General features: G+C 53.5%; 20 protein-coding genes and 2 tRNA genes. 10 read left to right on the top strand and 12 right to left on the bottom strand.

Features of this window, described 5'->3' with window-relative positions:
- The first annotated feature begins 33 nt into the window (after positions 1-33).
- The 7 genes from QZ303_RS00430 (at position 34) to fmt (ending at position 4,234) form a co-directional block, all read left to right on the top strand.
- Positions 34-804 (top strand): glycosyltransferase family 2 protein, encoded by a 771-nt coding sequence (locus QZ303_RS00430; protein ID WP_295727726.1) that lies wholly within the window; start codon positions 34-36, stop codon positions 802-804.
- A gap of 47 nt (positions 805-851) precedes the next feature.
- Positions 852-1,436 (top strand): CD225/dispanin family protein, encoded by a 585-nt coding sequence (locus tag QZ303_RS00425; protein WP_295727724.1) that lies wholly within the window; start codon positions 852-854, stop codon positions 1,434-1,436.
- A 10-nt stretch (positions 1,437-1,446) separates the two neighbouring features.
- Complete coding sequence (locus tag QZ303_RS00420; RefSeq protein WP_295727721.1) at positions 1,447-1,758, top strand: DUF4286 family protein; 312 nt, start codon at positions 1,447-1,449, stop codon at positions 1,756-1,758.
- The gene (ruvC, locus tag QZ303_RS00415) at positions 1,751-2,359 is read left to right on the top strand and encodes a crossover junction endodeoxyribonuclease RuvC (RefSeq protein ID WP_295727720.1); all 609 of its coding nucleotides are present in this window, start codon (positions 1,751-1,753) and stop codon (positions 2,357-2,359) included. Before QZ303_RS00420 ends, ruvC begins: the two co-directional genes overlap by 8 nt.
- Before the next feature lie 191 nt (positions 2,360-2,550).
- Positions 2,551-2,868 (top strand): 50S ribosomal protein L21, encoded by a 318-nt coding sequence (gene rplU, locus QZ303_RS00410; RefSeq protein WP_123477474.1) that lies wholly within the window; start codon positions 2,551-2,553, stop codon positions 2,866-2,868.
- Positions 2,869-2,888: 20 nt separating this feature from the next.
- A complete protein-coding gene (rpmA, locus tag QZ303_RS00405) occupies positions 2,889-3,152 on the top strand; it encodes a 50S ribosomal protein L27 (protein ID WP_295727718.1) in 264 nt (87 codons plus the stop codon).
- Positions 3,153-3,277: 125 nt separating this feature from the next.
- Entirely contained in the window at positions 3,278-4,234 is a 957-nt protein-coding gene (gene fmt / locus QZ303_RS00400; RefSeq protein WP_295727717.1) for a methionyl-tRNA formyltransferase, read from the top strand.
- 78 nt (positions 4,235-4,312) lie between these two features.
- On the opposite strand, the gene QZ303_RS00395 is transcribed toward fmt, so the two are convergent.
- From QZ303_RS00395 to QZ303_RS00355, 9 genes are all read right to left on the bottom strand, one after another.
- Positions 4,313-6,166, bottom strand: a complete 1,854-nt coding sequence (locus QZ303_RS00395; protein WP_295727714.1) for a DNA polymerase III subunit gamma/tau — start codon at positions 6,164-6,166, stop codon at positions 4,313-4,315.
- Between the two features lie 29 nt (positions 6,167-6,195).
- On the bottom strand, positions 6,196-6,744 hold the full coding sequence (locus tag QZ303_RS00390) for an FKBP-type peptidyl-prolyl cis-trans isomerase (RefSeq protein ID WP_295727712.1): 549 nt from the start codon (positions 6,742-6,744) through the stop codon (positions 6,196-6,198).
- 15 nt (positions 6,745-6,759) lie between these two features.
- Entirely contained in the window at positions 6,760-7,347 is a 588-nt protein-coding gene (locus tag QZ303_RS00385) for a LemA family protein (protein WP_295727710.1), read from the bottom strand.
- Between the two features lie 59 nt (positions 7,348-7,406).
- Positions 7,407-8,951 (bottom strand): glycine--tRNA ligase, encoded by a 1,545-nt coding sequence (locus QZ303_RS00380; protein ID WP_295727708.1) that lies wholly within the window; start codon positions 8,949-8,951, stop codon positions 7,407-7,409.
- A 195-nt stretch (positions 8,952-9,146) separates the two neighbouring features.
- A complete protein-coding gene (locus QZ303_RS00375; RefSeq protein WP_295727707.1) occupies positions 9,147-9,317 on the bottom strand; it encodes a hypothetical protein in 171 nt (56 codons plus the stop codon).
- Positions 9,318-9,531: 214 nt separating this feature from the next.
- A tRNA-Glu gene (locus tag QZ303_RS00370) sits at positions 9,532-9,603 on the bottom strand.
- A 49-nt stretch (positions 9,604-9,652) separates the two neighbouring features.
- Positions 9,653-9,916: a 30S ribosomal protein S20 gene (rpsT, locus tag QZ303_RS00365; RefSeq protein ID WP_295727706.1), complete on the bottom strand. Its 264-nt coding sequence runs from the start codon at positions 9,914-9,916 to the stop codon at positions 9,653-9,655.
- A 40-nt stretch (positions 9,917-9,956) separates the two neighbouring features.
- A tRNA-Glu gene (locus QZ303_RS00360) sits at positions 9,957-10,031 on the bottom strand.
- A gap of 234 nt (positions 10,032-10,265) precedes the next feature.
- Entirely contained in the window at positions 10,266-11,876 is a 1,611-nt protein-coding gene (locus tag QZ303_RS00355; protein ID WP_295727705.1) for a calycin-like domain-containing protein, read from the bottom strand.
- Between the two features lie 250 nt (positions 11,877-12,126).
- On the opposite strand from QZ303_RS00355, the gene QZ303_RS00350 reads away from it, so the two are divergent.
- From QZ303_RS00350 to QZ303_RS00340, 3 genes are read left to right on the top strand one after another with little or no spacing between them, the layout of a single operon-like run.
- Positions 12,127-12,852: a potassium channel family protein gene (locus QZ303_RS00350; protein ID WP_295727704.1), complete on the top strand. Its 726-nt coding sequence runs from the start codon at positions 12,127-12,129 to the stop codon at positions 12,850-12,852.
- 38 nt (positions 12,853-12,890) lie between these two features.
- Positions 12,891-13,997, top strand: a complete 1,107-nt coding sequence (locus QZ303_RS00345; protein ID WP_295727702.1) for a lysylphosphatidylglycerol synthase transmembrane domain-containing protein — start codon at positions 12,891-12,893, stop codon at positions 13,995-13,997.
- A 35-nt stretch (positions 13,998-14,032) separates the two neighbouring features.
- Entirely contained in the window at positions 14,033-14,605 is a 573-nt protein-coding gene (locus QZ303_RS00340) for a sugar O-acetyltransferase (protein ID WP_295727700.1), read from the top strand.
- Positions 14,606-14,608: 3 nt separating this feature from the next.
- Here QZ303_RS00340 and metA read toward each other — a convergent pair whose 3' ends face one another.
- The 3 genes from metA to QZ303_RS00325 are packed head-to-tail and all read right to left on the bottom strand — an operon-like array spanning position 14,609 to position 17,785.
- Positions 14,609-15,529, bottom strand: coding sequence for a homoserine O-succinyltransferase (gene metA / locus QZ303_RS00335; RefSeq protein ID WP_295727698.1), 921 nt, complete (start codon positions 15,527-15,529; stop codon positions 14,609-14,611).
- The gene (locus QZ303_RS00330) at positions 15,520-16,368 is read right to left on the bottom strand and encodes a histidinol-phosphatase (RefSeq protein ID WP_295727696.1); all 849 of its coding nucleotides are present in this window, start codon (positions 16,366-16,368) and stop codon (positions 15,520-15,522) included. The genes metA and QZ303_RS00330 overlap by 10 nt, the downstream gene beginning before the upstream one ends.
- The gene (locus QZ303_RS00325) at positions 16,352-17,785 is read right to left on the bottom strand and encodes a type IV pilus biogenesis/stability protein PilW (RefSeq protein WP_295727694.1); all 1,434 of its coding nucleotides are present in this window, start codon (positions 17,783-17,785) and stop codon (positions 16,352-16,354) included. The genes QZ303_RS00330 and QZ303_RS00325 overlap by 17 nt, the downstream gene beginning before the upstream one ends.
- Positions 17,786-17,795 lie beyond the last annotated feature (10 nt).

Genomic DNA, 17,795 nt, shown 5'->3' with positions numbered 1-17,795 from the left:
TTTACCTACATTTGCAGAATCTACAAAGCTCACATGATGGCTCCTCTGTTTACCATAATCACCGTCGCCTATAATGCCGCCGACACTCTTCCCGCCACTTTGGCAAGCGTGAAAGAGCAGACGTGTGACATGTATGAATATATAGTGATGGACGGTGTATCGACCGACCGCACCCTTAAGATTGCCATTGATGCGGGCATACCAAACGCGAGGATATATTCGTCGCCGGATAAGGGGATATATGATGCCATGAACAAGGCCATGGATCTCGCCAGAGGACAATACCTTATATTTCTGAACGCCGGCGATGCGTTCCATTCTCCGTCGACCCTCGACCATCTTGCCCGTCTGATCACAGACAACGACTTTCCCGGCATAGTCTACGGACAAACCTGTATCGTCGATGCGGAACGCCGCTATTTGGCTCCGCGCCATCTCACGGCGCCGGAGACTCTGACGCTTCAGAGTTTCGCCGATGGTATGGTGGTATGTCATCAGGCTTTCGTGGTGTTGCGCAAAATCGCGCAACCGTACAACCTTGCTTACCGCTTCTCGGCCGACTACGAGTGGTGCATCAGATGCCTGCAGCGGTCGCGTGACAATGTGGCGCTTCCTGACGACGAGATCATGATTGACTATCTTTCCGAGGGTATGACCACGCGCAACCGCAGGGCATCGCTTCGTGAGAGATTCCGTATCATGAGCTATTATTACGGTTTCTTTCCTACTTTGTGGCGTCATGTCGGTTTTATGGGTCGTTTCTTTCGTCGCCGCAGGCTGGAAAAGAAGATTGCCGGCATGTGAGCAGCCGTTGCTTCAACCAAATTATAAATGAATCAATCTTTAAGAATATGAAATATTACATTATTGAAAACGAGTCTCCTGTAGGGCCTTTTGAGTTAAGCGAACTTGTGGCCCGCGGCTTGCGTCCTACCGATCTGGTGTGGGCCGAAGGTATGGCCGACTGGGCTACGGCTGAGTCTGTAGAAGAGGTGCGTATGGCTCTTTACGGGCCTAAGTCCGACGTGGATGTGCCATCAGCTCCGGCAGTCCCGGCGCAGGGTGGCGTATGTCCTCCTCCGGCCCCGCGTGCCGTACAGCCTGCTCCCGAATATCAGCAGCAGACATCTCAGCAGTCGCCTTATCAGCAGCAATACCAGCCTCAGCAGCCTTATCAGCAGCCACTCGTGCCGCCTGAAAATTATCTGGTATGGGCCATCATTGTCACCATCCTATGCTGTGTGCCTTTCGGTATTGTTGCTATCGTTAAGGCAGCTTCTGTCAACGGCTTGTGGACATCCGGCAATTACGAGCAGGCCTACCAGGCATCGGCAAGTGCCAAGAAATGGACCTTGATTGCCGCAATCTGCGGTCTGGTGGTCGGATTGCTCTACAGCGGGCTGATGATATTCAGCGGTGTGATGAGCAATCTTTGAGATCCGTAGCATGGTACTTGTCAATACCACTTTCCATGTCGATACCGGACTTGAGGATGAGTGGACGGCATGGGCGCATGGCGTGTATATAGCCACTGCTTCGTCTGCCGGCTATCGGCATCCGCTTCTCATGCGTGTGTGCTCCAGCAGGGAAGATTCGCCCGGCACGACTTATGCGTTGCAGATACAGTGCGACGGCCCTCGTGAGGCATCCGATTGGCTCGACAAGCTACAGCCCGGACTTCTTCAGGAGGCCGCAAGTCGTTGGGCGCATCGTGTGCTCCACTTTACCACGGTGATGGAGGAGGTGGAGCGTGGCTGACGTTGCGCGTCCCCTCTCCGCATCGGCGCGCAACGAGGCGCTACGGGAGTGGGAGCATATAATAATAGGTATCGATCCGGGCACCAACGTTATGGGCTACGGCATTCTCGGTGTGCGTCGAGGAAAGCCGTCGATGATAGCCATGGGGGTTATTAAGCTCAGCAGGTTCGATAGCCATTATATGCGCCTCGGACATATATTCAATCGTGTGACGGGCATCATCGAGCAGTATCTTCCCGACGAGATGGCGATAGAAGCCCCGTTCTTCGGCAAGAACGTGCAGTCGATGCTAAAGCTTGGACGCGCGCAGGGAGTGGCTATGGCTGCGGCGATCAGTCGTGACGTGTGCATCACGGAGTATGAGCCGCGATCGATCAAATTGTCGATTACCGGCAACGGGGCGGCCTCGAAGGAGCAGGTGCAGGAGATGCTGCGACGTATGCTCGACATACCACGCGAGAGCCTGTTGCCCGAGCTTGATGCCACCGATGCGCTCGCAGCGGCGTTGTGCCACTTCTACGAATCTAAGAAACCCGCCATAGCCCGTGGCCCGAAGTCATGGAAGGAATTCATCGCCCGCAATCCGGGACGCGTCAAATGACATCCTGCCGTGTCATGGTGTCGCGATGCCAATGCTTTAAAACGAAAAGTTCTACGAAAAAATCCGTGTGATTTTTGGGTTATGACGTGAAAAAACAGTAACTTTGTGCGCAATTTTTCCGTACGGGCTTAGGAAAGAAGGCATGAAAGCCTCGCCTGGCGGAGTTAACCATCAATACATTAATAGTTTAAATGTACGCAATTGTAGAAATCCAGGGACAGCAGTTCAAGGCTGAGGCCGGAAAGTTCCTGTATGTTCACTATCTCGGTGACGACAAGAAAGAGGGCGAGACCGTAGAGTTCGACCGTGTTCTTCTCGTGGATGCCGACGGTGACGTTAAAGTCGGTGCTCCTACCGTTGAAGGAGTGAAGGTAGTATGCGAAGTGGCGGTTCCCCTCGTGAAGGGTGACAAGGTCATCGTGTTCAAGAAGAAGCGCCGTAAGGGCTATCGCCGTAAAAACGGCCATCGCCAGTGCTTCACCAAAGTGGTAATCAAAGAAATCGCTTAACCCCTAAATCTTAAAAGAAAATGGCACATAAGAAAGGTGTAGGTAGTTCGAAGAACGGCCGCGAGTCGGAAAGCAAACGACTCGGTGTTAAGATTTTTGGCGGTCAGCACGCTAAGGCAGGCAATATCATCAAGCGTCAGCGTGGCACTGTGCATCATCCCGGTCTTAACGTAGGCATGGGCAAGGATCACACAATCTATGCTCTCGTTGACGGCGTGGTAGTATTCTCTGAGGGAAAGAACGGTCGTCGTTTCATCAACATTGATCCGACTGTAAAAGCCTGAGCTTTCCACAGCTGATTAAACCCCATTCGGGCGCATTCCTCGTCATTCCGACGCGGTATGCGCCCTTTTCAGTACATATGCACGGATTCGGATGAATGCTCTTTGCGTTCCCAAAAATGATTAAGATGGAGAAGAAAGATCTTAGAATAGTATTTCTCGGCACCCCTGATTTTGCCGTAGAGAGCCTGAAGCGCCTTGTGGAAGGCGGTTACAATGTGGTAGGAGTGGTGACTATGCCCGACAAGCCGGCAGGACGCGGCCACAAGATGCTTCAGTCGCCGGTGAAGCAGTATGCCATGGAACATGGGTTGAGACTTATGCAGCCTGTGAAACTAAAGTCGCCTGAGTTTGTCGATGAGCTGCGTTCGCTTGATGCCGACCTGTTTGTGGTGATAGCTTTCCGCATGCTTCCGGAGGTGGTGTGGACGATGCCGCGTCTCGGCACATTCAACCTTCATGCCTCGCTGCTTCCGCGCTATCGCGGCGCCGCCCCGATCAATTGGGCCGTTATTAACGGAGAGAACACAACCGGGGTCACCACGTTCTTCCTTAAACATGAGATAGACACCGGTGACGTGATCGACCGCAAAAGTATTGCTATAGGACCGGACGAATGTGTGGGCGATGTGCATGACCGCCTAATGATGCTCGGCGCCGATCTTACCATATCTACCGTGGATCGTATCATTGCCGGAAACCTTACGGCAATGCCCCAGGACGCGCTTGAAGGGGAGCCTACACCGGCTCCGAAGATTTTCAAGGAGACGTGCCGCATCGACTGGAACCGTCAGTCACGCGACGTTCATAACCATGTGCGCGGACTGTCGCCATACCCTGCGGCATGGACATTGTTGCCGAGAGAGGATGGGGGCGAAGAGATAAACGTCAAGGTGTTCCGCACGCGGCTCACAGATAAACCTGTCGGCGAGGGGATTGTTCCGGGGGCGGTACGAGTGGACGGCAATGCACTTTATGTGGCTACTGCCGACTGCTGGATTGAAATCCTTGAGCTTCAGCCTGCGGGCAAGCGACGTATGCAGGCCGACGAATTCCTGCGCGGCTACAGGCTCGCTACGGTATAAGGCCGCATGGACTATCGGTGTACAGGATGGGTCGGTCAGACGGGTCAGACAGTATGACCCGTCTGACCGGTATTATGTTTACATCAGGGTGATGTGCATGTCCTGGATCATGGTGTTGAGGTAGGGGCATTTCTTGCGCAGCACCGAATAGAACTCTGCATCCGTAAGCGATGTGGCTGTGGCCTGCCCCTTGTTTAGCTCTATCGAGAGCTGGATCATGTCGTTCTTGAGCCTGTTGCGCAGTTCTCCGAGAAGCATCCCGAGATTCGACATGATGCTCCCCTCGATGGCCTCGCTCTCTACGGTGGCCACGAAGGCATTTTCCGCGCATCGGCGTGGTCGGGCGTTGCGCATGGCGTTGGTGAGAAGCTGCTCCGTGGGATGGGCGTCTATGATTTCCTGCCATGCTTCGGCAAACTCCTCATCGGTGAACTTCTCGGTCCGTTGCTGCACGGTCTCATGTGCCGATGCGGTGGTCGTGGCATCTTTCTTGTTTGCCTTCGGATTTGTGATTGAAAATCCCGGAATGCCTCCTATCGGTGGTACTTTGGCATGATGGATTGGCGCGGTCGGGCGCGATGACGCCATGGGCGACAAATGTGTCGGACCCTGTGCCGGAACCTTGGAGGGATGCGCAGTGCCTGTCGTCGGGATGTCGGCCACAGTAGCGGTGGGCTGTTGTGCGTGAGGACGTTGCTGTCCGTAAGCGGCTTGTTGGTCTGATGCCACCGGGGGGGTGGCGGGTGTGTACGGCGCTTTTTCCGATGGCCTCGCCGAACTTTCCACGGGCTTTATCGGACGTAGCTGCCCCTCACCGGCGCCGTTGTCATGCGGGGAGGGGCTGCACGATTGGCACAGCTTTATCAGCGTGAGTTCCACCAGAAGCTGCTTGTTGGATGCCGTGCGGTAGTCGAGGTCAGCCTTGTTGCATAGCGCCATTGCGTTGTAGAGGAATGCCGGCTGGCATTTTGCCGCAGTCTCGGTAAGCGATGCACGGGCCTGATCGCTTGCCTCGATGAGTCCGGCAGTCCTGGGGTCGCGCGCCACCATCAGGTCGCGCAGATGCTGTGCGAGTCCGTTGATGAAAAACAAGGAGTCGAAACCCTTGTCGCGGATTTCCTTGTAGATGAGCAGTGATTCCACTACATTTCCTGTGAGGAATGCATCTATGAGGCGGTTGTAGTATTCGTAGTCGAGGATGTTGAGGTTGTCGATTGTAGCCTCGTAGGTCACGTTGCCCATCGACGAAGCCGCCACCTGGTCGAATATCGAAAGGGCGTCGCGCATTGCTCCGTCGGCCTTGCGCGCTATTACGTTGAGAGCGGCGGGTTCGGCGGTTATGCCCTCCTGTGATGCCACATATGACAGGTGGTCGACCATATCCTGTATGGTAATCCTGTTGAAATCATAGATCTGGCATCGCGAGAGTATTGTTGGGAGCACCTTGTGCTTCTCCGTGGTGGCGAGGATGAACACTACGTAGGATGGCGGTTCCTCCAGGGTCTTTAGAAATGCGTTGAAGGCCGCGTTGGAGAGCATGTGCACCTCATCGATGATAAACACGCGGTAATCGGCATTGACGGGTGGTACCTGCACCTGGTCGATGATGTTCTTCATGTCGTCGATGCCGTTGTTGGACGCGGCATCGAGTTCGACGATGTTGAGCGACGCGCCTTTGTTGAACTCACGGCAAGAGTCGCATTCGTTGCAGGCCTCGCCTTCGGCGTTGCGGTGGCGGCAGTTGATTGTCTTGGCGAAAATGCGGGCACAAGAGGTCTTGCCTACTCCGCGCGATCCGCAGAACAGGTAGGCGTGGGCCAGCCTGTTCTTGCTGATGGAGTTGCGCAGAGTGGCGGTGAGCGCCTTCTGCCCTACCACGCTCGCAAATGTCGACGGGCGGTATTTGCGTGCCGATACGATATAGTTTTCCATGAGGATGCTGGAATGGAGGAGTGCGCGAATCAAGGTATCTCCCAGGCGGGGATATCCTTAAGCTTCATGTGGAATACGAGATTGGAGTAGGGAGCCATGCTACCATAGCCATCTGCACCGTAGGCCGACTGGTAGGGTATCACCACCTCGCACGAGTCGCCGACATGCATGTTCTGCAAGGCGATCTGCCATCCGGGCACGACTGCGCTGACTTTGGTCTTGAATATCGAGTCGGGCTGAAGGTAGCTTGAGTCAAATGCCGTGCCGTTATAGAACCGGCCGATATATTTTACTGCGACGGTGGAGGTGGAGTATGGTTTGAGGTTGCCTGCCGTCTGTGCGCGGTCGTTAAACCAATGCATCAGCACGTAGCTGCCCTGGTCGTAGGGGGGCACCACGCGTGTGAAGTATAGGTCGGTTGAGCCTTCTTCCGTGCGTTTTGTCTGCTCTTCAAGCCAGCTGTTGTTTGCCTCGCGCCATTCGCGGTAGGTGTCCCAATTGGAATCGTCGCCATGGCATGAGGCCAGTGCTGATGCCACGACCGCTATGCCGGCGAGTAATATGGAGGATCTGTTCATTATTTTTTTCGGGTTTCAGAATTCAACCGTAGGCGCGGTCTGTGCTCCCTCACTTGCCCGGAACTGGGGCTTGGGAGTGAATCCGAACCATCCGGCGTAGATTGTGGTGGGGAACTTCTTTATCGAAGTGTTGAAATCCTTCACAGCCTCGGTATAGCGTCCGCGAGCCACTGTTATGCGGTTTTCGGTGCCTTCGAGCTGCACTTGCAGGTCGCGGAAGTTCTCGTTGGCCTTCAGGTCGGGATATGCCTCGCTGACAGCGAGAAGCGATTTGAGGGCGCCTGTGAGTTTGTTCTGTGCTTCGGTGAAGCGTGCGAGATTCTCCTCTGTGAGGTCGTTGGCGTCGATGTTGATTGCCGTGGCGTTGGCGCGTGCCTGTGTCACCTCGGTAAAGGTCTTTTCCTCATGTGCGGCGTAGCCTTTGACGGTGGCCACAAGATTGGGTATGAGGTCGCTGCGGCGCTGGTACTGGTTCTCTACCTCGGCCCATTGCTGGTCGACGGTCTGCTGTTTCTCCACGAGGGAGTTGTAGTTGCAAGAGCTAAGTCCTGCCATGCACGCCATGCCTGTGGCGATGGTTATGATGCGTCGTTTGATTGTCATGATGGTGTGAAAATATGTAAGAGGTTGGAATTGTGGCACGCTTGCGCGCAGGCCCGGAATTATCCGAGCTTGCGCAGCAGCGAGTTGATGCTTACGGTGTCGTGGATTAGACGGTGGAGATCCTCCACCTTCACGCGCGTCTGCTCCATGGAGTCGCGCTCGCGCAGGGTGACGGTGTTGTCCTCAAGGGTCTGATGGTCGACGGTGACGCAGAACGGTGTGCCGATGGCATCCTGACGGCGGTAGCGCTTGCCGATAGAGTCTTTCTCCTCGTAGTGGGTGGGGAAGTCGAATTTCAGGTCGTTGACGATCTCGCGGGCCTTTTCGGGTAGTCCGTCTTTTTTCACGAGAGGCATTACGGCGCACTTCACGGGAGCAAGGGCCGGCGGGAGATGGAGCACTACGCGCTTGTCGCCACCTTCGAGTTCCTGCTCCTCATAGCTCGAGCATAGCACGGATAGGAACATGCGGTCGACGCCGATCGAGGTCTCGATCACGTAGGGGGTGTAGCTCTCGTTAAGCTCGGGGTCGAAGTATTGTATCTTCTTGCCGGAGAATTTCTCGTGCTGCGAGAGGTCGAAATTGGTGCGCGAGTGGATACCCTCTACCTCCTTGAATCCGAATGGCATCTCAAACTCGATGTCGGTGGCGGCGTTGGCGTAGTGGGCAAGCTTCTCGTGGTCGTGGTAGCGGTATTTGTGGTCGCCGAGACCGAGGGCCTTGTGCCATTTCAGGCGTGTCTCCTTCCAGCTCTTGAACCATTCCAGTTCCTGTCCGGGGCGAACGAAGAACTGCATCTCCATCTGCTCGAACTCGCGCATGCGGAATATGAACTGACGGGCCACAATCTCGTTGCGGAATGCCTTGCCTATCTGGGCTATTCCGAATGGTATGCGCATGCGGCCGGTCTTTTGCACGTTGAGATAGTTGACGAAGATACCTTGTGCTGTCTCCGGACGCAGGTACACTGTCATGGCGCCGTCGGCAGTAGAACCCATTTCGGTGCGGAACATGAGGTTGAACTGTCGCACCTCCGTCCAGTTCTTGGTGCCGGAAATGGGATCGACAATCTCTTCGTCGAGGATTATCTGTCGCAGTCCGTCGAGGTCGTTGTCGTTCATGGCCTTGGCGAAACGCTCATGGAGGGCGTCTCGTTTGGCCTTGTGCTCAAGCACTCGCGGATTTGTGTCACGGAAGAGTGCTGCGTCGAAGCTGTCGCCGAAACGCTTGGCTGCCTTTGCTACCTCTTTCTCGATTTTGTCGTCATATTTGGCTATCTGCTCCTCGATGAGCACGTCGGCACGATAGCGCTTCTTGGAGTCCTTATTGTCAATCAGAGGGTCGTTGAATGCGTCCACATGTCCGGATGCTTTCCAGATTGTTGGGTGCATGAAGATTGCCGAATCGATGCCTACGATGTTCTCGTGGAGCAGCGTCATAGCGTCCCACCAGTAGCGCTTGATGTTGTTTTTCATCTCCACGCCGTTCTGCCCATAATCGTAAACCGCTGACAGACCGTCGTATATCTCGCTCGATGGGAACACGAAGCCATATTCCTTGGCATGTGATACTATCTTTTTAAACTGATCTTCTTGTTGAGCCATGATTGTATGTATGATTATCAATGATTTCAGTGAGCAAAGATAGCGTTTTCCGCCGATATGACAAAGGCAGACATCGGTGTGTCTGCCTAAAAAGTCTTTAAAAACAGATTCGAATTCTACGACGTCAAGCATGTTGAGTCTTTATCCGTTTTGACGGGGTAGGGCATGACGACGGTTGCTGCTCTTCCCTTCCTGTCACTTGATGATAGTGTCAGGTCCGGCTGCCTGGTTTTCCTGTGCTCCGAGGCTGTTTAGCGATTTCACTTCCTGCTTGACTGCGCCTTGGGTGGCATCGCTGTAGAAATCGGTTTGTACGCCCGGTGTCTGATTCTTGGTGTCGGGGGTATGCTTGCAATCTTTTTTCATAATTCGTTATGTTAGATGGTTACGTCATGTCAATCTAACGCTTTCGTCGCATTAAAGGTTGTATTCTCGTCTTATTTTTAAACAACCTCTTGAATGCCCCTTGTGCTGTGTGTTTCATTATCATGTCATTTTTTCCGGTCTGATGTATGATGGCATATAAAAATGGCTCGGTGTCGAATGTGACACCGAGCCATTTACAAATCAAAGTTGAGAGTAGCCCATAGGAGAATCGAACTCCTCTTTCAAGAATGAAAATCTTGCGTCCTAACCGATAGACGAATGGGCCGGATAACGGTGGCTGTCAGCGCAGCCGGTATCCTCTATTAAGGTGGCTGTTATGCCTGAGCAGCCAGCTTGTTGATGTGAAGGGCGAGTTTGCTCTTAAGGTTCGAAGCCTTGTTCTTAGAGATGGTTCCCTTCATGGCCAGACGGTCGAGCAGGCCGCTTACTTTGCGATAGGCTGCTTCTGCCTCGGCCTGATCCTTCATCGCACGAACGCGACGAACGGCTGTACGGGCGGTCTTGGCGTAGTAGCGGTTGTGGAGACGACGCGACTGGGTCTGGCGGATACGCTTAATAGATGATTTATGATTTGCCATTATTTAAAAAGCTTAATCTTTATGTTTGTTTTGTTTTGATTGGTAGCCCATAGGAGAATCGAACTCCTCTTTCAAGAATGAAAATCTTGCGTCCTAACCGATAGACGAATGGGCCATCATACACCCGGTGGGCGTAAATGCGAGTGCAAAGATAGGGACTTTACTCGGCTTTAGCAAATATTTTTATAAAAATATGCTTTTTTTGAATAGCATCGTTGTAAAACGGGGGACAGAACGGCCAACAAGGTATAGAATGGTGATGTCTGAACCGGTGCTTTGGTGGAAAAACGGGGCTGCCCATGTCAAATATTATGAGACAGCCCCGCTAAAAACGTGTTCAAAAATTATCTTATTTCAGTAGTTCTTTTGTGACGGTGTTGCCACGGCGGACGATGTATATGTTGCCGGCAACGGGGTTGTTTACGCGGATGCCTCCGATGGTGTAGTATTCGGCAGGTGATTCATTGTCGGCAGCCACGTTGTCGATGGACGAGGTCGATTTGGTGAAGAACTTCACCTCGATGGGGATGCCGTTTTCTCCGTCCTTCCAGATTACATGGATGTTCATGTCGATGTTGCCTTGTGCGTCGATTGTACCGTCGAGGTTGACGTCGGCCAGAATCGGCTGTATTTCCATCAGCATGAGCTGTAAATCTTTCTCTTCGCCGTTATACGTGGTGGTTCCGTTGGCATCGGTCGTGGTGGTGACGGTGTTGATCTTGATGTCACCAAGTGATCCCAATCCTTCGAGGGTGAAATTCGGGAGCAGGAAGCTGCATGTGTTCTCTCCGGTCGGTATGATCTGTATGGTGGCGGCTTGCGGCTCCGGGGTCAGGCTCGTTCCGTTCATGTCGATTGTGAGGAATCCTGAGTAAGATTTGTTTTCATCGCCGGCAGCGTTGCCGAATGTGAATGTGTAGACATGTTCCGACTTGCCGTCGCGGTCGGCATCGACATTGCTTACGGTGACGGTGACTTTCTTTGATGCGGCATCGTAAGCTGACTTGACTGTCGCTGACTTTCCGAGCGCCACGGCTTCAAGCATCGCGCCATCGGGAATTTCAGACTCAACGGTGTAATCATATTTCCCATCCTCGAGTGTGACGGGAGTGCCGTTGACAGAGAATGATTTCAGACGTGAATAGTAGACGAGCTTCACATCATCGATGATAAGGCTATTGTCTTTTGCAACGTTCTGCGAGAAGTAGTCGCCGGAAGCTATGACGATATTGAATTTCGACGGCTTTGCATCGGCTTTGTATTCGAATTCGTGATAGAATTCGGTCCAGTCAGCTGCATCTTCCGTAATTGCCGTATTGATGAGCGACACGAGTGCTGCATCATCGGATTTGGTCACATCACCACCCTGGCATCCTTCGAGCGTGTAGTCTATGATGCAGCGGTCGCGGTCGGTCATGGTAATCGTTTTTGGCGCGCCGAAGGAGATTTCAGCGGGCACGTCAGCCTGGGTACAGGTGCCTGTCCATGAATAAGCGAGCACGGTTGATGGTTCTGTTGAAGTGCGCTTATAGTAGAACTGCAGGCCATCGGGGGTATAAGTGAAGTCTATTCCTCCAAACGAGCCGCCGTCGGTATTTGTGCCCATGCCTTGGGAGGTGTTCCAGCTCGTTCCAAGGGTGACATAGGCAGGCACGTTGCGGTAGATACCAAAAGCACCGGTTTGGTTGCTTAGAAGTGCTACTGCGGTTGTCGAATTATATCCTTCGGATTTACTTCCGAGTTCTTTTTTTCCGAGTCCGCTAAGGCCGGTGACGTGTGAGATACACCATGATTCCGGGTTCTGTCCGATGGTTATTGGATCAGAGGTCGCACTTGTAAACGGCTGACAGTCGACCCATTCGCCTTCGAATCCCGCGTTGGGCAGTTGCTGTGCGAATGATGTCGTGGTTCCCAACATAGCTGCAAGCATTGAGAATGTGATGAATCCGGTTATTTTCATAATGATTGATTTGAATATTTGGATGCAAATTTACTAAAAAATATACGTCTGTAATCATGCTTATTTGCTTAATTTACCTTAATCACGCCAATCCGGCGATTAAATGCGCCTTTGTGGAGAATGCTTTGTACACGTTATTGTGTCGCGTATGTGATCGGGTGTCCCTTTGCGTATGTCGTGTGGTGTGAGCAAAAACGGAGGTATGAGTGTTATCTAAGGTATAAGATTTACTAAAAAACGTTTCAGCATTATGACTATCTCCGAAAGAGGGCGGCATCTTATAAGCACGACACTGTACATAATCGTGCTTCTGTTGTCGTTGGGCCTGATCGTCTACATATCCATAGATACATTCCAGGGGGTCAATTTCCTTGAAAACAGTTCTTACATGCGCTTCCAGTTCTGGGTATGCGTGGTGTTCATATTCGATTTTTTCGTGGAGTTGTGGATGGCGGAGGACAAAGGCCGTTATGTGCGTCGGCGTTGGCTTTTCCTCCTGCTGTCGATACCATACCTTAATATAATACAGCTCTTCCATGTCGATTTCACTCCGGAGGAACTTTATTTCGTAAGGTTCATACCTTTGGCTCGCGGCGCGCTTGCGCTTGCCATAGTCATAGGCTACATGACTTCCAACAGGCTTTCGTCACTGTTCAAGAGCTATGTGGTGATTGTGATAATGATCATTTATTTTTCGAGTCTTATATTCTTTAACTGCGAGCATACGGTCAACGACATGGTCCCGAACTACGGCGCCGCTCTCTGGTGGGCCTGGATGGATGCCACCACCATAGGGTCGGACATATATCCGGTGACTGTTATCGGCAAGATCCTCGGAGTGCTGCTGGCCGCTTTGGGAATGCTGATGTTTCCGTTGTTCACGGTCTATATAACCAATTGGGTGCAGCGCTACAACAAGACTCATAATCCGGCGATATTCAACTCGGATTTCGCCGAAAACGCGGACTCAGACTGATTCACCGTTTCCGTTCCCCTATAAAACATTGAAGTGTCATGAATGCTCCTGCATCAACTCCGTCGTCAAGCCATGATATCCGATATGCGTTCGGACGTGTATTAAAGGTCGTCGTGCCTCTTGGCATCTCGGTAGTTCTTGTCGTGTGGCTATTTCATAAAGTCGACATAGCCCGTGTGGAGGCAATCATACGGGATGGTGTCGATTATCGCTTTATCGTGGCGATGATGCTTGTAACGATGTTTTCCCACATGATACGTGGCATACGCTGGGGCATACAGCTTCGCGCCGCCGGGATTCCGCGAATGCCGGTCGTGGCCGAATATGTGTCGATTTTCGGGGCATACGCTCTTAATCTTGTTTTTCCGTTTCTTGGAGAGGGGTGGCGTTGTGTATATGTGGCGCGGCGGCAGCAATGCCGGCTTTCCACCGTGGTGGGCACCGATCTCGGCGACCGGGCTTCCGACGGTGTGGTGATCGGTCTGTTGATCGTGCTCACGCTCTTTGTGGCCCATCCTTCCATCGACCGTTTCATAGACAGGTATCCTATTGGTGAGGCTCTTGACCGTTATGCCACCGACGGGCTTCTTTGGGTGTGCATCGTTGGTGTGGTGGCTCTGCTTGCGGTGTGTGGATGGATATTCCGCCGCACGCGGGCGGTACAGGGCATGCTGGCGAGTGTGAGGCGCATGTGGAGCGGTTTTGCCGTGCTTTTCCATATGAAAGGTATAGGGCTTTACCTGATTCTTACCATGGGCATATGGATATGCTACTTTTCGGAGACATACCTTTGCTTCTATGCGTTTCCCTTTACACGGGCGCTGATCGAGCAACCGGGCAGTTGCTTGGGGCTTGTGCCGGGGCTGGTAGTGTTTGTGTTCGGGTCGTGCAGCATGATTGTGCCCTCCAACGGGGGACTTGGCCCTTGGAACATCGCTGTGATGTTCGCCCTGACACTGTTTGGAGTGAGCGACAGCGACGGGGCGGCCTATTCCATCGTGTGCTGGAGCTTCCAGTCGGCGATGCTTGTGGCCTTGGGGATCTTCAGCGCCCTTTATATAATGATACACCGCCGGTCGGTGCGTGAACGCGTGAATGGAGGCATGGCTGACACCGGCGTTGCATCTACGGATAAAAATTCGTAAATTCGCGTTGCAACAGAGAACCAATAGGGAAATTTATGAATGATTTTGAAAGAGAGTGGCAGAAGATGCTCGAAGGAGAGGTCTACGATGCCGGACGCAGCGAATTTCTGGAACGACTTGTGTCTACACGGAAGAAACTAAAAGAGTTCAACGATATGGATCCGGCGAGAATCGACGACCTCCGCACGATACTGCGCGGGCTACTCGGGTCATGCGGCGAGAGAATCAATATCAACCAGCCGTTTCGTTGCGATTATGGCTGCAACATACATGTAGGGGAGAATTTCTTTGCCAATTTTAACTTCACGGTTCTTGACGAGGCCCGCGTCACCATTGGCGACAACGTGTTCATCGGTCCCAACGTGAGCATCTACACTGCATGCCATCCTCTTGACCCTGCGGAGCGCAACACGTGGGTGGAATGGGCCGAGCCTGTGACCATAGGCGACAACGTGTGGGTCGGAGGTTCGGTGACGATACTTCCGGGTGTGACTGTCGGCGACAATGTGGTGATAGGCGGCGGTGCGGTGGTAACGCGCGACGTGCCTTCGTGGACGGTGGTAGGCGGCAACCCTGCGCGCGTCATCAAGCATATCGGCAGAGGCTGACCGTCAGTCGTGTATGTCGCGTATGTCGTAGGGAGTAGCCTGGTAGACGAAATAGTTTAGCCAGTTGGAAAACAACAGATTGGCATGTGACCGCCAGCGCACAAGCGGTCCGCGCGCCGGATCGTCGTCGATGTAGTAGTGCACCGGTATGGACGGATTCAGGCCTCGGGCCAGATCGCGACGGTATTCGTAGTCGAGCGTCAGCGGGGAGTATTCGGAATGTCCGGTTATGAAGAATTCACGGCCTCCCCGTGCCATCACCATGTAGATACCGCTCTCGGGGCTTTCCGAAAGTATATGCAGCCCTGACACGGCCTCTATCTCGCTGCGCACGAGCTGTACGTGGCGGCTGTGGGGCACGTGGAACTCGTCGTCGAAGCCACGGAATATGGGGTTGCGCTGGTCGTTGACACGATGCCTGAACACTCCGGAAATCTTGCTGCTCGTGAGGTGCTTCGGCACTCCATAGTGATAGTATAGTCCGGCGAAAGCCGCCCAGCATATGTATAGGGTGGAGGTGACGTGGGTGCGACACCAGGAGAATATCTCGCACAGTTCCTCCCAATAGTCCACGTCCTCGAAGTCGACCATCTCTAGCGGTGCGCCTGTGATGATGAATCCGTCGTAGTTCTGTGTGCGTATCTCCTCGAAAGTCTTGTAGAACTCCTCGATATGTTCGCGTGGTGTGTTGCGCGATACATGGCTCCGGGTGTCGATAAGGTCGAGTTCCACCTGTAGGGGCGTGTTGGAAATCAGTCGCAGCAGGTCGGTCTCGGTCATGATTTTCAGTGGCATGAGGTTGAGGATGCCTATGCGCAGTGGGCGTATGTCCTGTGTGGACGCACGCTGCTCGTCGATAACGAATATGTTTTCTTCTTTCAGCTGCTCTACGGCCGGCAGCGATACGGGGACTCTTACAGGCATTGTGTCTGTGGATTGATTATATCATTTAGTTTCTGTAGCCGGTGTATCAGCCATAACCCGTAGTGACGGCCTGAATCTACTTTCTCGGGGAAGTGTGCGTCGCTGTTGACGGTTATGTCGACTCTGCCTTCTACGAGCCTGTCGAGCCACCGTCGCGAGGGGAACAGTCGTTGGGCCGTGTCCCATTGTTTTGTGTTTAACTCCACAGTTACTTTACGGTCGATGATAAGGTCGATGATGGAGTCTACACGTGCCTTGTACCAAGGCTCATCCTCAATGCCCGGCTTGAACATGGACGCGTTGTGCCCTATTTTGTCGAAGTGTCCGATTATGTCGAATCCGCCCTCCTGGAGCATCTTTTCCGACTGGTCGTAGAATGTGTCGACCACGTGCCGGATGTCGTTGTGGAAATACCGGTGCATTTTTTCCTTGAACGAGTCGAATTTGCCGTCGACATCGACGAAGCCTTCGTCGCTCGGGATAAAATGCACGGATCCGATCCGGTAGTCCAAAGGCAATGTCCGGAAATATTCGTTGGCCGGGCCCCATTCGGGCGACAGATAGTCGATCTCCATGGAAGCGTAGAGGTGTATGCGGTCGCCGTGCATACGCTCCAGGCGTCGCACTTCGTCGAGATATTCGTCGACGCTTTCACGGCTCATGTTGCACGAAGAGGCGATCGGCACTGGCGAGTGGGGGGTGAATCCCCAATGCTCCATGCCGGCGTCAATCGCCGCGAGCGCCATATCGGCTATGGAGGCGCGTCCGTCACACCATTGCGTGTGGCTGTGGAAGTTGTAGCGCGTGGTTACGCGCGCTATGTCAGCGGGCTTCACCATTTGCACGTACTACTTTGTTTGATATTTCGCGCAGGGCCGTGCGCAGTCGTTCGGTCTCTTGTTCCATCGAAGTAATCTGTCCCGCCACGTTGTGTTCGCCTGCGGCATATTTTCGGCGCAGCGAATCGAGTTCGGCGAGTCGGTCGGAAAGCTCTTTCTTTCTTTCGAGATAATCCTCCATGGCATTGCGTGCTGCGGGAGAGTGGAGGTCATCCCATGATGTGATTATACGGTTGCCGGGCATGGCGAAGTAGAAATCGTGTCCGGACTGCCGTGAGCCATATTCGGCGGAGTCGATGCGTTTGAGCAGTTCGGAATAGTCTGCTCCTTCGGGCCATGTCGTCCGGTAGGAATCTATGCGGGCATTCGATGCGAGTCCGTGCGAGTCGACGGGGTAGTTGACGCGCAGGTCGGATGGGATGAAGCGGTAGATGGTGATTTTGTCGCCGAGATTGTTGCGGTCGGTGGCCCACCATCCCACGCCGTTTACCTCGTCGATAGCCAGCAGATAGTCGTCGGATGTGGAGTTGTAGGGCATACCCACATTTTGCGGCTTCAGGAATCCGTTCTCGTCCTTCCGTGAGATGAATATGTCGTAGCCGCCGATGGATTCAGGGCCGTTGTTGGCGTAATAGAGCGTCACGCCGTCGGACATCATGAAAGGATAGTTGCTGTCGCCACCGGCGTCAAGCACGCTCCCGAGCGGGTGGGGGGTATCCCATGAGCCGTCGATGAGGCGCGTTGCGCCCATTAGCACGTAGTTCTCGTCCTTGTCAGGTGCCGACCATATCCGGAATTCTCCCGACTGGGGCATGTAGACCTCTGAAGGCTCGGCTACCTCAAAGTCCTCCGGCATGACATCGGTGCTGTTCAGTGTGCCGCTTTCCGGACTCAGATGGTAATGTTTGAAAAATTCGTCGCGGTCCACGGCCATGCTGTCGATCACGACTATCTTTTCCACACGGTCGAGCATGGCCTGGCCGAGCAGTGTGCGCCGGCGCAGATCGTCGGCTTCTGGCGATTTTTTTGCCTTTGCGGCTTTCTTGGGCTTCTTCTTGTTGGCTGTCTCGATACCCTCCTCATAGCGGTCGAGCAGGTCGGAGGCTTTCGAGAATTCATATTGCTCGAATGCGGCCTCGGCCAGATAGCGCGGTGCCTCAAGCACCTTGCGCTCGTCTGCGACCTTCAGGTAGCGCTCGGCTTTCTTCGGTTCGCCGGTGCGCAGAAGGCATACGCCCACCCATTGGTTTAGCGAGGCATCCTTTGGCTTGGCGGCAAGAGCTTTCTCAAATATCGGAAGAGCGGCGGCGTAATCGCCGTCGAGCATCATCTGCTTTGCTTCGTCGAGTGTCTGGGCCGACATCGTTCCGCACGTCAGAGCCAGCGCTGTCGCTATTATATGTCCTGTCACTCTCATGTAAACTTTG

The organism is uncultured Muribaculum sp., assembly GCF_910583865.1.
GTDB lineage: Bacteria > Bacteroidota > Bacteroidia > Bacteroidales > Muribaculaceae > Muribaculum.
This window is presented reverse-complemented; position numbering and strand designations above follow the sequence as displayed.